This is a genomic window from Williamsia sp. DF01-3, from assembly GCF_023051145.1.
Taxonomy (GTDB): Bacteria; Actinomycetota; Actinomycetes; order Mycobacteriales; family Mycobacteriaceae; genus Williamsia.
Genome location: NZ_JALKFS010000005.1, coordinates 2,915,362 through 2,929,039, shown reverse-complemented (window position 1 = coordinate 2,929,039; position 13,678 = coordinate 2,915,362). Strand labels below are relative to the sequence as shown.

Below are 13,678 nucleotides of genomic sequence, written 5' to 3'. Positions count from 1 at the left end.
CCGTCCTCGACCTGGGTCGCCCCACCGGCGGGGGAGCGGCGATCGGCTGCAGATCGGTGGCTCCGGGCGACTTGTAGACCGACCACATCCGCTGGAACACCGTGATGATGCTGCCGACCGCGAGAAGCCACATCGCGATGTGGATGGCCCACGACAGCCCGATACCGGTGAGGCCCGCGCCGACGAGGACGATGACGAGGCGGTCCGGACGTTCGATGAGGCCGCCGTCACCGTTCAGTCCGCTGGCCTCGGCACGTGCCTTCGCGTACGAGATGACCTGCGAGGTGACCAGGCAGATCATGGTTGCCACGAACAGCCACTGGTGCGGCTTCTCCACCAGGCACCACCAGCCGAGGCCGGCGAAGATCGCGCCGTCGGCAAGCCGATCACACGTCGAGTCGAGCACCGCACCGAACTTGGTGCCGCCACCGCGTGCCCGCGCCATCGCGCCGTCGAGCATGTCGAACATCACGAACAGCCAGATCACCAGGGTGCCGACGAACAGGTGACCCATCGGGAACAGCGTTACCGCTGCCGCGATGGTCGCCACCGTTCCGATGACGGTCATCGCATCGGGCGTCAGGCCTGTCTTGATCAGGGCCCGCCCCAAGGGCAGGGTGACCTTGGACACCGAGGCGCGACCCAGGACGCTCAGCATGGATCGTTCACGCTCTTTTTGGTCATGTTCCGTCCTCGAGTCGTCGCCAGGCGTCGGCGAGCAGAGTCCTGGTGTCGCGCAGCAGCTGCGGCATCACCTTTGTCTCCCCGACCACCGTGATGAAATTGGCGTCGCCACCCCAGCGCGGAACCACATGCTGGTGCAGGTGTTCGGCCAGCGAACCACCGGCTGCGGCACCGAGATTGAGTCCGACGTTGAACGCGTCCGGATTGGAGACCGCTTTGATCGCGCGAATCATCTTCTGCGTGAACACCATCAGTTCACGGCTCTCGACCTCTGTGAGGTCTTCGAGGTCGGCGACCTGCCGGTACGGCACGATCATCGTGTGCCCGGGGTTGTAGGGATAGAGGTTGAGCACCGCGTAGACCGATTCACCTCGGGCGACCATCAGCCCGGCCTCGTCCGACATCCGAGGGATGTCGAGGAATGGGTGGACGGACTTGGCGGACGTGGTGTCGTCGCCGTCCGGGTCCACACCCGATCGCGGGGCAGCCGTGATGTACGACATCCGGTGCGGGCTCCACAGCCGCTGAAGCCGGTCCGGGTCGCCCGGCCCCTGGTCGCGGATGACGCCGGGGTTGTCGGTGTGGGTCACCGGGCCTCCCCGGCAGCGTCGGCGGCAGGCGTCGCGACCAGTTCGGCGGTCGGGGACTCGTTGCGACGCTGGGCGACCCAGTCGGCGATCAGGGTGACCGCGTCTGCGACCGGAACCCCGTTGACCTGTGTGCCGTCACGGAAACGGAAACTGACGGCGCCGGCCTCCACGTCACGTTCGCCAGCCAGCAACATGAACGGCACCTTGCCGGTTGTGTGATTGCGGATCTTCTTCTGCATCCGGTCGTCCGAACCGTCGACCTCGGCACGAACGCCGAGCGACCGCAGCTGTGCCACAACGCCGTCGAGATGGGGAACGAACGCGTCCGCGACCGGGATCCCGACAACCTGTACCGGGGACAGCCACGCCGGGAAGGCACCGGCGTAGTGCTCGGTGAGCACACCGAAGAACCGCTCGATAGAGCCGAACAACGCTCGGTGGATCATCACCGGCCGGTGCTTGGACCCGTCGGCACCGGTGTACTCCATCTCGAATCGCTCCGGCAGATTGAAGTCGAGCTGAATGGTCGACATCTGCCAGTTTCGGCCCAGTGCGTCCTTGACCTGCACCGAGATCTTCGGACCATAGAACGCGGCGCCACCGGGATCGGGCACCAACCGCAGACCGGATGCCTCGCCGACCTCGGCGAGGGTGGCCGTCGCCTCTTCCCAGACCTCGTCCGAACCCACGGACTTCTTCGGATCCCTGGTCGACAGTTCGAGGTAGAAATCGTCGAGGCCGTAGTCCTTGAGCAGCCCGAGTACGAAGTTCAGGGTGGTGGTGAGCTCGGCCCGCATCTGTTCGCGCGTGCAGTAGATGTGCGCGTCGTCCTGAGTCATCCCGCGAACCCTGGTGAGGCCGTGGATGACTCCTGACTTCTCGTACCGGTACACCGACCCGAACTCGAAGAGCCGCAGTGGCAACTCCCGATAGGAGCGGCCTCGCGCATTGAAGATCAGGTTGTGCATCGGGCAGTTCATCGGCTTGAGGTAGTAGTCCTGGCCGGGCTTGCGCACCTCGCCGTCGTCGTCCAGTTCGGCGTCGAGGTGCATGGCCGGAAACATGCCATCGCGGTACCAGTCGAGGTGACCGGAGATCTCGTACAGGTTGCTCTTGGTGATGTGCGGGGTGTTCACGAACTCGTAGCCCTCGGCGATGTGCCGCTGACGGGAGTAGTCCTCGAGCTCCTTGCGGATGATGCCGCCCTTGGGATGGAACACGGGCAGCCCCGAGCCCAGCGCGTCGGGGAAGCTGAACAGATCGAGTTCGGCACCGAGCTTTCGGTGGTCGCGGCGTTCGGCCTCGGCCAGCAACTCGAGGTAGGCGTCCATCGCCTCGGCCGATTCCCAGGCCGTGCCGTAGATGCGCTGCAGGTCCGCGTTGTCCTGGTCGCCGCGCCAGTATGCCGCCGAACTACGGGTCAGCTTGAACGCGGTGATGTACTTCGTGGTGGGCACGTGCGGACCCCGGCAGAGATCGCCCCAGATCCGTTCGCCGGTGCGAGGATTGAGGTTGTCGTAGGCGGTGAGTTCGCCGCCCCCGACCTCCATCACCTCGGGGTCGTCGGCCGAACCCTTGTCGTCGACCAATTCGAGCTTGTAAGGTTCCCCGGCCAATTCGGCCTTCGCCTCGTCGACCGACTCGTACACGCGCCTGGAGAAGCGCTGACCGGACTTGATGATCTGCTTCATCTTCTTCTCGAGCGCGGTCAGGTCGTCGGGCGTGAACGGGTCCTCGACATCGAAGTCGTAGTAGAAACCGTTCTCGATCGGCGGTCCGATCCCGAGTTTCGCCTTGGGGTCCAGATCCTGAACCGCCTGCGCCAGCACATGTGCAGCCGAGTGCCTGATGACGCTGCGTCCGTCTTCGGTGTTGGCCGCGACCGGCTCGACCACGGTGTCGCTCGTGGGCGACCACGACAGGTCGCGAAGCGTCCCTTCCGCGTCGCGGACCACGACGATCGCCTCCGGCCCCTTGTTGGGATGACCGCTGTCGCGCAGAGCCGCCCCCGCAGTGGTCCCGGCCGCCACCGTGATCGTGGCGGGGGGCGTGGCGGCGGCGTTCTCGGGCACCAGGAAACTCCTTGTCGAGGCAGACCACTCGACCGGCACGGCCGAGCTGGCGTATCAGTCCATGATCGTAGTGCCCGACGGACCCACGACCCCCTACCGGTCGCCGAGACGTTCGGGCCCGGTTACAGAATCGGGCTCTTCAGCCACGACCAATCGAGACCGATCCAGCCGGCCGCCATCTCGAGGGCGCCGAGGAGCCAGAGCGTCAGGAGCACGATGGCGCAGGTCAGGATGGCGAACGCCGCCTGGACCGTCCAGTGCTGCTTCTTGATCCAGTCCATCCATGCGTCGTACTTGCTGCGCGCGAAATGGAGCAGGCGGCGCGCCCAGTCGAACTCGGACGCGAGGATGCCCAGACCGGCGAACACGATCAGCCATCCGGGACCGGGGTACGGGATCGCCGCGATGCCCACGAGAAGTACGCCCGTTCCGACCACACCGACACAACAGCGGTAGATGAGATTCAGGCGGCGCTGCTCCCGAATCTGGTCACGCTTGTTGCCGATCGCGGAGAGTATCCCGCCCTGGGGCCGTTCTTCGTCGACATCGACTTTCGCGTCATCAGGCATGACGTTCCTTTGTCCGAAATTGACCGTTTGCAAACCTTTTCCGGCAACTCTACGGAAGTCGGCAACACGGGAGATGCAACAGGACTGCGCACGAACGTCAGTCGATTGAACGGGAGATGAAGTGGTCCCGGCTGGGATCGAACCAGCGACCTTCCCGGTGTGAACGGGACGCTCTTCCACTGAGCCACGGGACCTGACGTCTACCCCGGCTGAACCGGGGTCTGCGACCGAAAGACATTAACACGCACACCCCGCCGGAACCCAAATCACATCCACTCGATTCACCCCGGGTGTCGCCGCCGCACGTTACCTGGGGATCGTTCTGCAACCGACCGTTTGACCAGCGGATTTGTTGCTTTGCGGGTACGTCCGATAATGTTCACGTTCGCACCCAGAGCAGCAGTTTTCAGGGTGCATGCGGATGTAGCGCAGCTGGTAGCGCATCACCTTGCCAAGGTGAGGGTCGCGGGTTCGAATCCCGTCATCCGCTCGGAGCACGATATTTCCACCGTGGCGGTGTGGCCGAGTGGTGAGGCAACGGCCTGCAAAGCCGTGCACACGGGTTCGATTCCCGTCGCCGCCTCCAGATCAGTTCGACAACTGAACACAATCTCGCGCGATTAGCTCAGCGGGAGAGCGCTTCCCTGACACGGAAGAGGTCACAGGTTCAATCCCTGTATCGCGCACCACCTGCACCACAGAATGACCCGGCAACCCCGGGTCATTCTCATGTGACGGGTACGGACGGATTGTTCATCACATCGAGTCACAGGAATTCCATGAACGACACTCTCGACCGCGACGTCTTGCAGTACACCCTCAACTGGGCGAGCACCAATGGGTACACGGTCAGCGGAAGCCAGATCCTGATCGAGTTGCTGCCGATCAGCCGTGAGTACAGCAACATCGACGAACGGGAACGGGCCCTGCACGCCGCTGCGCAGCAAATCGTGTCCGGCCAGGCGGAGCTGGCCACCAGCTCACGCTGAGAGGCCGCGCGCCGCTGAGCGGCTCGCGTGACGCCCGTGTTGAGATGATCGTCGTGAGCGGTCCCGAAATACTGGTGAACTTCACCGACGATCCCACCGACGCCGACCAATTGGCGGAGGTCGCGGCCGCGACCTTCCCACTGGCCTGCCCGCCGGATCTGAGCGCCGACGACGTCGCGCACTTCATCGCGACCACATTGTCGGGCCAGCACTTCGGCACATATCTCAGCGAGCCCGATCACCACGTCCTGAAGGCAACGGACAGCGCCTCCGGTGCCATCGTGGGCTACGCACTCCTCATCGACTCCGAACCCGAGGACACCGACGTCCTGGCGGCCATTCCGGAACGTCCGCTGACGATGGTGTCGAAGTTGTACGTGCTACCCGGCTTTCACGGCGGAGCGGTGTCCGCGGCGTTGATGTCGGCAGCGCTCGCGCACGCCGCGGAGCAGGGCAGCGCGCGCATCTGGCTCGGCGTGAACGAGCAGAACCGCCGAGCACAACGGTTCTACGAGAAGATGGGTTTCACGATCGTGGGGCGCAAGTCATTTGTCGTCGGCGGCAAGCGCTGCAACGATTACGTGCTGGCGCGCACTCCCCCGCCGACGTCCGATCTGCATTGACCCTGACGGGCTACGCCGATTCCGCGAAGCGTGACAGTGCGAGCAGACGCGATGTCGCACGGAGGTACTTCTTGCGGTAGCCGCCGGCGAGCATCTCCTCGGTGAAGATCTCGTCCAGCTTCGAACCCGAGACCATGAGCGGGGTTCCGGCGTCGTAGAGGCGGTCGGCCAACACCACGAGCCGCAACGCGACCGTCTGATCCGCCGCGGGATGCACACCTTCCACGCACGCCAGGGTGACGCCCTCCACGAGCGCCTTGTACTTGGACGGATGCAGCTTGGCCAGGTGTGCGCAGAGTTCGTCGAAGTTGTCCAAGGTGGCGCCAGGAGTGCTCTCGGCCAGGTTCTCGAGCTCTGCGTCGCTGTGGGGTGGCGGGGCCGGCGGCAGGTCGCGGTGCCGGTAGTCGGGGCCGTCGACACGGATGGCCTCGAACACCGCCGCCAACTTCTTGATCTCTCGCAAGAAGTCCTGCGCGGCGAAACGCCCCTCGCCGAGTTGCCCCGGCAGGGTGTTGGACGTCGCGACGATGGAGACGCCCTTGGCCGACAGTTCGGTCAGCAGTCGCGACACCAGCATGGTGTCGCCCGGGTCGTCGAGCTCGAACTCGTCGATACACAGCACGGAGTGGTCCGAGAGCCGCTCGAGGGCATTGGCGAAGCCGAGAGCTCCGACGACGTGGGTGACCTCCACGAACGTCGCGAACGCCTTGGGTCCCGGCATCGCGTGATAGATCGACGCGAGGAGGTGGGTCTTGCCGACGCCGAAGCCGCCGTCAAGATAGAGGCCCAGCCCTTGCTGCGGCGCGGACTTGCGACTGAAGAGGCCACGCTTGCCCCCTTTGCCTTGGTCGCGCGTTCGACGAAGCTGCGCGCGGCCTTGACCGCCTCGGCCTGGCTCGGCTCGTTGGGGTCGGGAATGTACGAGTCGAAACTGACCTCGTCGAACATCGAGGGGGCACCATCTCATCGACGAGGGCCTCGGGCGCGACCTGCGGAGTGCGGTCACTCAAACGTGCTGGCATGCGCCGAGCCTAGCGACGTGACGAGAATGGCTGTGTGTACCCACTGCGCAAAGCGACCCAGCTCACAACCGGCGACCTCGACGACAAGGCGCTCGCCGCCCTCTACGCCTATCCGGAGGGTCAGACGGGCGTTGCCCGGGTACGCGCCAACATGATCGCGTCGATCGATGGGATGGCAACGGTCGCAGGGCGATCCGGAGCCCTGGGGTCGTCGGGTGACCAGCGGTTGTTCTCGGTTCTGCGGGCACTGGCCGACGTCATCGTGGTGGGTGCCCGCACCGCTGTCACCGAGGGATACGGGCCGGTTCGGCCACACCCTTTGCTCGGAGAGCTGCGCACGGCCGAGGGCCGGCCGGCGGCCGCGGCGCTCGCCCTGGTGAGCAACACGCTCACCATTCCGGTTCCCGGAGAGGGTGATTTCACTCTCGCACCGAGCACCATCGTCCTCACCTGCCGTTCGGCCCCCGCAGGCGCTCGCGCTCAGCTGCGCGACGCCGGGGCGACCGTCGTCGACTGCGGCGACGAGGAAGTCGATCCGGCACAGGCGATCGGGTACCTTGCCGACCGCGGCCTGACGCAGATCTTGTGCGAGGGCGGGCCGGCCCTGCTCGGTTCGCTGCTCGACAGAGATCTGGTCGACGAGCTCTGCGTGACGGTCAGCCCCAGCGTCACTGCGGGTGGCGGCAAGCACATGACGGCCGGTTCGGACGCGGTACGTGGAATGCGACGTGCCCACGTCCTCGCCGACGACGAGGACTACCTGTACCTGCGCTGGGTGCGCGATCAGGAGTGATGTCGTTCGCCAGTACCCTCGCCGATATGCAGCGCGCTCTTGTGACCACAGACGACCGCACCGGCCGGATGTGGTCGCTCAGCCGCCCGGATCGTTCAGCCCGTCGACGCTCACTGCGCCTGCTGGCGGCAGCGATGGTGGCGGTGGGCATCCTCACCGGATGTACGGCCGGTCCCGATCCCGGGCCCGATCTGGTCATCGAAGAGAACAACGGCGGAGGGCAGGCCCCGACGACCACGCCGCCGCCACCGAGCCTCGAAGTCCCCAAACAGGATCTGGCATGGCGAGAGTGCGGCGACGATCTGCAGGAGCGGTTTCCCGGGACCGATCTCCCACCGGGCATCACGTTCGAGTGCGGCAATTTCGAGAACTCGGTGACTCCGGGCACCCAGAGCATCGACACCGTGACGGTCTCGGCTGTCCGAGCACGGTCGGCCGACACGCCCGCCGACGCTGCTCCGCTGGTGCTGACCTCCGGCACCGACATACCGTCCACCCGCACACTGCTCAGCTTGGCGCAGGGTGGCGGTCGCAACCTGTTGTCGGCGCATCCCGTGGTCGCTGTCGACCGGCGAGGGACCGGCGCGTCGACGCCGCTCGACTGTATGACGAACCTGGAACGAAACACGCTCCTGAACAACGGCTTCAGCACCTCATCCGCTGACTACCCGGCGCGCGTGGAACGACTGGCCGCCGCGGGGACGTCGGCGTCGGACGGTTGTACGGAAATCCTGAGCCCGCACCAGGTGCAATTCACCGGCAACAATGCGGCAGCCGATCTCGAGAAGCTGCGCACGGTATGGCAGGTGGACCGGATCGGTATCGCAGGCGTCGGGGAAGGCGCAGCTGTGGCACTGGCCTACGCAGGGCTCTACACCGACCACCTGGCCCGGCTCATCCTCGACACGCCGGCGCCGTACTCGACCAACGCCCAGACCACCGGGCAACAGATCGCCGAGGGCACCGGCGCTGCACTCGGCTTGTTCGCCGATCAGTGCCGGGCCATCAGCTGCTCCCTCGGCGCCGACCCCGGCGTCGTCATCGCCGGCCTGCTCGACCGGGCGCGTACCGGCGGCCTCGACGGGATCGCCGATACCGACGTCCTGGCGGCACTGACCACCACCATCGCGCTCGCGCCCGGCGACCGGGCCACCGTCATCACCACAGCCGCCGACATGCTCAGTGCAGCCGACGGCGGCGCTCTCGGCACCCTGCGCACGGCGATAGCTCAGGCCAGGGCCCTGCGTGGCACCGACGGTCAGCTGTTGTCGCAGTGCAACGACACCTCTGAACCCGTCGGGCGCAACCAGATCGACGGGCTGATCGCCGAATGGGGTCGGCAATATCCACTGACCGGTGCCGGCACGGCACTGGGCCTCCTGCGGTGCAACGGCTTCCCCGCCGGCGCCGCCCCTCCGACCATCGGCGAGATCCCCGTGCCGGTGCTGATGTTCACCGGCTCCGGCGACACCATCAACGGGCCCACCGCGTCCGACGGCATCAACGGCGCCTTGATCGGCGCCGGTGCCACGTCATCGATTCTCTCGTGGGAAGGCCTCGGCTACTCGGTGCTGGCGCACTCGGACTGTGCCGGGGAAGCGGCCATCGCCTACGCCCGCTCGGGTGAACCACCCGCTCCCGGTGCGTGTCCGGCCTGACCGGATCAACGGGACCGGCATCTGTTCGTGGTGTCGGGCACGGCGCGGGGCCGCTGCCGTAGTACGGTGCGGCAGTGTCGATCAATGACCCTTCCACCGGAGACCACCAGAAAACTTCCGCTGACGTCGGCCGGGAGCACGGGAAGCGACCCGGGTACGGCCTGGTCAACCGCACGGGAACGGCCGAACGCGTCCTGTTCCCGGGTGTCGACGTAGGCCGCATCATCTCGATGGTGCTCTGGCCCGTCGCAATCCTCATGGTGTTTCAGCGCACGGTGATCCTGGGCGTGGACGGCGACCGCACAGACGACTTCTCGCCGGTATATCGCGCCGCGCTGGCGTTCCTGCGCAACGAGCCGATCTACACCGAGAACTACAACACGGTCGACCCTCACTACCTGTACCCGCCGTCGGGAACGCTGCTGATGGCTCCGCTGGGCTACATCGACCCCGAGCGAGCGCGATGGCTGTTCATCTTCGTCTCCGCCGCCGTGCTCGTACTGTGCGCGTATCTGATCACCCGCATGTTCGGGTACTCGGTCCGGTCGTGGGTGATGCCCGTTGTGCTGTTCGTCTTCTTCCTGTCCGAGACGGTGTCGCACACTCTGATCTTCGTGAACTTCAACGCCTTCGTGTTGCTCGGTGAGCTGCTGTTCATGATGTTGGCGCTCAAGCGGAAAGACCTGTGGGCGGGTGTCCCTCTCGGTCTCACCCTCGCGGTCAAGCCAGTTCTTGCCGTGCTGCTGTTGCTCCCTCTGCTCAACCGTCAGTGGAAGGTGTTCGTGGGTGCGATCGGGGTCCCGCTCCTGCTGACCGCGCTTGCGTGGCCGCTGTCCGCCGACCCCCGGTCTTTCGTGAGCCGCACCGCGCCGTACCTCTTCGAGGCGCGCGACTACTACAACAGTTCGATCGTCGGCAATGCCGCCTACTTCGGCGTGCAGACCTGGCTCGTGGTGTTGTTGCGGATCGCCTTTGTCCTGATGGCCGCCTTCAGCCTGTGGTTCCTGTACCGCTACTACCGCACCATCGACGAACTTCTGTGGATGAGCACTTCGGCCGGTGTACTGCTGTGCACGTCGTGGCTGGTCGGCTCGCTGGGCCAGGGCTACTACTCGATGTTGCTGTTCCCGCTGCTGATGACGGTGTTCATGCGGGGCTCGGCCATTCGGACTTGGCCGGCCTGGCTCGGTGTCTACGGGTGCTTCACATTCGACGGGTTCTACTCGGATCGCTGGGAGGCGTTCGGGCGGGCGATCGAGTACAACAAGGTGACCTGGGGCTGGTCACTGCTCATGATCGCGGTGTTCTGCGCGCTGCTGTTCCGGTATCTGGATCTTCGCAAGTCCGGGGATCACGAGATCCCCGGAACCCGAACGCGGCCCGCAGCCGCCGTCGGCGCATGAACTGAACCCGAATACCAAGCCGCGGACAGCGATTGACTGCTCGAGGGCGGCGACTTCTCAGGGCAGAGCGGTGATGAGCTTGTCGACGTCGACGCGCGGGCCGGTGAAGAACGGGGTCTCCTCGCGCACGTGCATCCGCGCCTCGGTGGCGCGTAGATCGCGCATCAGGTCGACGATCCGATGCAGCTCGGGCGCTTCGAACGCCAACAACCACTCGTAGTCGCCGAGGGCAAACGACGACACGGTGTTCGCCCGGACGTCCTTGTATCCGCGTGCCTGCTTGCCGTGATCGGCGAGCATGGTGCGTCGTTCGGCATCGGGCAGCAGGTACCACTCGTACGAGCGGACGAACGGGTACACGCAGATGTACTTGCCCGGTTCCTCACCCGCGAGGAACGCCGGGATGTGGCTCTTGTTGAACTCTGCGGGCCTGTGCAGCGCCACGTTGCTCCACACTGCGTTGCTGGCACGGCCGAGGATGGTGGTCCGGCGGAAATCGGCGTAGGCGGCCTGGATCTGCTCGACCTCTTCCGAATGCCACCAGATCATGAAGTCTGCGTCGGCCCGCAGACCCGAGACGTCGTACACACCGCGAACCACAACACCTTTGGCTTCGAGCGAGTCGAAGAACTGGCGGGCGTCGCTGATCGCCTCGTCCCGATCGTCGCCCAGCTCGCCCGGCCGAACCGAGAAGACCGAGAACATGAGGTAACGAACAGTGGCGTTGAGTTCTGCATAGTCCAGGCGCGTCATGGTTCCCATCCTGCCATTGCCAGGACAACGCGATGTCAGCGCAGGTGCGTGCTCCGAGGCCCACCAACAGCCAGATCGGCGACGAGTTGCCGGGCCGCCCTGTCTGCACGACCGACACATGCGGGTACCCCCACACCGTCGAAAGTGGCACCGGCGAGCACCAGACCCGGCGGACGACTGCGGTCGACCTCTGCGACCAGGGACGCGTGACCGGGCGCGTATCGAGGCAGTCCGCCGGGCCACCGCTGGACCACGGCGTCCCGCGGTCCGACACGCACTTCTCCCCCGCCGGCCAGAGCGATGACCGTTGCGAGATCCGCCACCGCCCAGTCGATCAGCTGGTCGTCCTCGATGTTCTCGAGATCGGTGCCGTAACGACCGAACGACACCCTCACCAACACCGCGTCCTCGGCGAGATGATTCCATTTGCGCGTACTGAAGGTGAAAGCTTTTGCGTGCACCAGTGATTCGTCACTGGCGACGAGCACCCCCGAGAGCTGGGGCAAGTCGACACCCGCTTCGAGCGCCAGCGACACCACCGCCGAACCCGACAGGTCGACCCGCGTCAGCGGCTCGGCGACCTCGGGAACGGTTGCGCACACGCGGGCCAGGACGGGAGCCGGCAACGCAGCCACCACACCGTCGTAGCGGGCGTCGTCGACCATCCAGCCGGAGCCCGCTCGGATCAGCTGTCGGATTGCCACGCCGGTATGGATCCCTGCGGCACACCGATGGCCGAGTTCGTCGACCAGCTGGCGGTATCCCCCGGCCAAGGCGCCGAACACCGGACCAGAACCACCTGATGCGGCCAGGAGGCCGGTCACCGCCGCGGTCAGGCTGGGAGCACCGGCGTCGAGTCGCGCCGCCAGGGCGGGAACCACGGCCCGCACTCCCAGGTCGTCGGCACGCGCCGAATACACACCGCCGAGCATCGGGTCGACACTGCGATCCACGATCGACCGGCCGAATCGGTCCCCTATCAGGGCCCCGATCGACATGTCCCGTCCTGCTTGCCAATCGAGAGGTCGCTGAGGCTCATCGGCCATGCGCGCAAGGTCGTCCGCCTCGGCGAGGTGGCGTACGGCGTCCGGACCACCGGGGATTCCCATCACCGTCGGACGGGCCATTGCCTTGAGGGTGGAGCCGCTGAGGACATTGGGGCCGAGAACACCGGGATGGACGAGTGACGGGGTCAAGCCGAGTTCGTCCACCAGAGCGGCGACTTCCGGGCGGCGCACCAGGAATGCCTCGGCGCCGACGTCCACATGGTGCCCGTCGAGTTCGGCTGTCCGCAACGTGCCACCGAGGACGGGCGATGCTTCGAAGAGATCGATCACCGCGGCTGGCCCGAGTAGCGTCCGCAACCGGTACGCCGCGGTCAGTCCCGAGATTCCGCCACCGAGCACCGCGACACTGGTCACAGCGAGTGCACCAACTCCACCACCCGGGTCAACACGGTCGGGTCGGTGGCGGGCAGAACCCCGTGACCGAGGTTGAAGATGTGGCCCAGTGCCCCCCTGCCACCGCTCGATCAGCTTCGGCGGCGATGCGGCGGACCTCTTGTTCCACCACCGGCCACGGCGCGAACAGCACCGCCGGATCGAGGTTTCCCTGTAGAGCCCGGCCCGGCCCGATCCGGCGCGCTGCATCGTCGAGCGGGATCCGCCAGTCGACCCCGACCACGTCGGCGCCGGCGGTTCCCATGTCGTGGAGCAACTCGCCGGTGCCAACCCCGAAATGGATCCGGGGAACACCGTACGACGCCAGTTCGGCGAAGACACGCGAAGAATGGGGTCGGGCAAAGGCGTTGTAGTCCGCCACCGAGAGCGCGCCTGCCCACGAGTCGAACAACTGGAAGGCGTCGACTCCGGCATCGAGCTGGACCTTCAGGAAGGCGATCGTGATGTCGGCGAGCTTGCCGACCAGTTCGTGCCAGATGGCCGGCTGCCCGTACATCAGGGCCTTGGTGTTCTCGTAGTTGCGGCTGGGGCCGCCTTCGATCAGGTACGACGCCAAGGTGAACGGGGCGCCCGCAAAACCGATCAGTGCGGTCTCGCCCAGCTCGACCTTCAACAGTTTCACCGCGGCCGAGACCGCACCGACCGCGTCGGCTGTCAGCAAGGGAAGGGCGCGGACATCGGCGTGCGTGCGGATGGGGTGCGCGATCACCGGACCCACCCCGGAGACGATGTCGAGGTCGACCCCGGCCGCCTTGAGTGGAACCACGATGTCGGAGAACAGGATTGCCGCGTCGACACCGTGCCTGCGAACCGGCTGCATGGTGATCTCACAGACCAGTTCGGGATCGAAGCAGGATTCGAGCATCCCGCGCCCGACCCTGATCTCCCGGTACTCGGGCAGTGAGCGGCCGGCCTGCCGCATGAACCACACCGGTCGGCGGTCGGGCTGTTGCCCACGAGCGGCCGCGACCAGCGGCGAAAGGGCGCGGGCATGTTGTTGAGTCATCACCTGACATGCTGCCATGCACTGCGCCCAGGACTCCAAGGACTACCGAATAGGGG

General features: G+C 66.0%; 10 protein-coding genes, 4 tRNA genes and 3 pseudogenes. 8 read left to right on the top strand and 9 right to left on the bottom strand.

The features are described from left to right. Window positions 1-22: 22 nt before the first annotated feature. The 5 genes and pseudogenes from pgsA to MVA47_RS15935 all read right to left on the bottom strand — a co-directional run. A pseudogene (gene pgsA, locus MVA47_RS15955) lies at window positions 23-658 on the bottom strand (phosphatidylinositol phosphate synthase); the annotation flags it as partial. Between the two features lie 22 nt (window positions 659-680). Beyond that, window positions 681-1,274 (bottom strand): HIT domain-containing protein, encoded by a 594-nt coding sequence (locus MVA47_RS15950; protein WP_247208628.1) that lies wholly within the window; start codon window positions 1,272-1,274, stop codon window positions 681-683. Further along, on the bottom strand, window positions 1,271-3,346 hold the full coding sequence (thrS, locus tag MVA47_RS15945) for a threonine--tRNA ligase (protein ID WP_247208627.1): 2,076 nt from the start codon (window positions 3,344-3,346) through the stop codon (window positions 1,271-1,273). The genes MVA47_RS15950 and thrS overlap by 4 nt, the downstream gene beginning before the upstream one ends. Window positions 3,347-3,468: 122 nt before the next feature. Continuing rightward, a complete protein-coding gene (locus MVA47_RS15940; protein WP_247208626.1) occupies window positions 3,469-3,915 on the bottom strand; it encodes a TIGR02611 family protein in 447 nt (148 codons plus the stop codon). A 122-nt stretch (window positions 3,916-4,037) separates the two neighbouring features. Then, window positions 4,038-4,109 (bottom strand) — tRNA-Val (locus tag MVA47_RS15935). Between the two features lie 223 nt (window positions 4,110-4,332). On the opposite strand from MVA47_RS15935, the gene MVA47_RS15930 reads away from it, so the two are divergent. From MVA47_RS15930 to MVA47_RS15910, 5 genes are all read left to right on the top strand, one after another. Beyond that, window positions 4,333-4,405 (top strand) — tRNA-Gly (locus tag MVA47_RS15930). Window positions 4,406-4,427: 22 nt separating this feature from the next. Beyond that, a tRNA-Cys gene (locus tag MVA47_RS15925) sits at window positions 4,428-4,501 on the top strand. A 28-nt stretch (window positions 4,502-4,529) separates the two neighbouring features. Continuing rightward, a tRNA-Val gene (locus tag MVA47_RS15920) sits at window positions 4,530-4,604 on the top strand. Window positions 4,605-4,694: 90 nt separating this feature from the next. After that, window positions 4,695-4,904 carry a hypothetical protein gene (locus MVA47_RS15915; protein WP_247208625.1) on the top strand — a complete coding sequence of 70 codons (210 nt, stop codon included), beginning with the start codon at window positions 4,695-4,697 and terminating at the stop codon, window positions 4,902-4,904. 53 nt (window positions 4,905-4,957) lie between these two features. Further along, the gene (locus MVA47_RS15910; RefSeq protein ID WP_247208624.1) at window positions 4,958-5,527 is read left to right on the top strand and encodes a GNAT family N-acetyltransferase; all 570 of its coding nucleotides are present in this window, start codon (window positions 4,958-4,960) and stop codon (window positions 5,525-5,527) included. A gap of 10 nt (window positions 5,528-5,537) precedes the next feature. Here the strand turns inward: MVA47_RS15910 and zapE are convergent. After that, a pseudogene (gene zapE, locus MVA47_RS15905) lies at window positions 5,538-6,549 on the bottom strand (cell division protein ZapE). A 34-nt stretch (window positions 6,550-6,583) separates the two neighbouring features. Here zapE and MVA47_RS15900 point away from each other — a divergent pair. From MVA47_RS15900 to MVA47_RS15890, 3 genes are all read left to right on the top strand, one after another. Continuing rightward, window positions 6,584-7,342, top strand: coding sequence for a pyrimidine reductase family protein (locus MVA47_RS15900; protein WP_247208623.1), 759 nt, complete (start codon window positions 6,584-6,586; stop codon window positions 7,340-7,342). 26 nt (window positions 7,343-7,368) lie between these two features. Continuing rightward, window positions 7,369-9,000 carry an alpha/beta hydrolase gene (locus tag MVA47_RS15895; protein ID WP_247208622.1) on the top strand — a complete coding sequence of 544 codons (1,632 nt, stop codon included), beginning with the start codon at window positions 7,369-7,371 and terminating at the stop codon, window positions 8,998-9,000. 230 nt (window positions 9,001-9,230) lie between these two features. After that, window positions 9,231-10,403, top strand: coding sequence for a glycosyltransferase family 87 protein (locus MVA47_RS15890; RefSeq protein ID WP_247210837.1), 1,173 nt, complete (start codon window positions 9,231-9,233; stop codon window positions 10,401-10,403). Window positions 10,404-10,460: 57 nt separating this feature from the next. Here the strand turns inward: MVA47_RS15890 and hemQ are convergent, their stop codons facing one another. From hemQ to hemE, 3 genes and pseudogenes are all read right to left on the bottom strand, one after another. Continuing rightward, complete coding sequence (gene hemQ, locus MVA47_RS15885) at window positions 10,461-11,156, bottom strand: hydrogen peroxide-dependent heme synthase (RefSeq protein WP_247208621.1); 696 nt, start codon at window positions 11,154-11,156, stop codon at window positions 10,461-10,463. 35 nt (window positions 11,157-11,191) lie between these two features. Then, window positions 11,192-12,577, bottom strand: coding sequence for a protoporphyrinogen oxidase (gene hemG, locus MVA47_RS15880; RefSeq protein WP_247208620.1), 1,386 nt, complete (start codon window positions 12,575-12,577; stop codon window positions 11,192-11,194). After that, window positions 12,574-13,640: pseudogene (gene hemE, locus MVA47_RS15875) on the bottom strand (uroporphyrinogen decarboxylase). The gene hemG and the pseudogene hemE overlap by 4 nt, the downstream one beginning before the upstream one ends. Window positions 13,641-13,678: the final 38 nt, after the last annotated feature.

Excerpts from the sequence above, each read along its gene's own strand:
- hemQ (WP_247208621.1), bottom strand. The coding sequence starts at position 11,156 with ATGACGCGCCTGGACTATGCAGAACTCAACGCCACTGTTCGTTACCTC.
- MVA47_RS15940 (WP_247208626.1), bottom strand. The coding sequence starts at position 3,915 with ATGCCTGATGACGCGAAAGTCGATGTCGACGAAGAACGGCCCCAGGGC.
- MVA47_RS15895 (WP_247208622.1), top strand. The coding sequence starts at position 7,369 with ATGCAGCGCGCTCTTGTGACCACAGACGACCGCACCGGCCGGATGTGG.
- MVA47_RS15890 (WP_247210837.1), top strand. The coding sequence starts at position 9,231 with ATGGTGCTCTGGCCCGTCGCAATCCTCATGGTGTTTCAGCGCACGGTG.
- MVA47_RS15915 (WP_247208625.1), top strand. The coding sequence starts at position 4,695 with ATGAACGACACTCTCGACCGCGACGTCTTGCAGTACACCCTCAACTGG.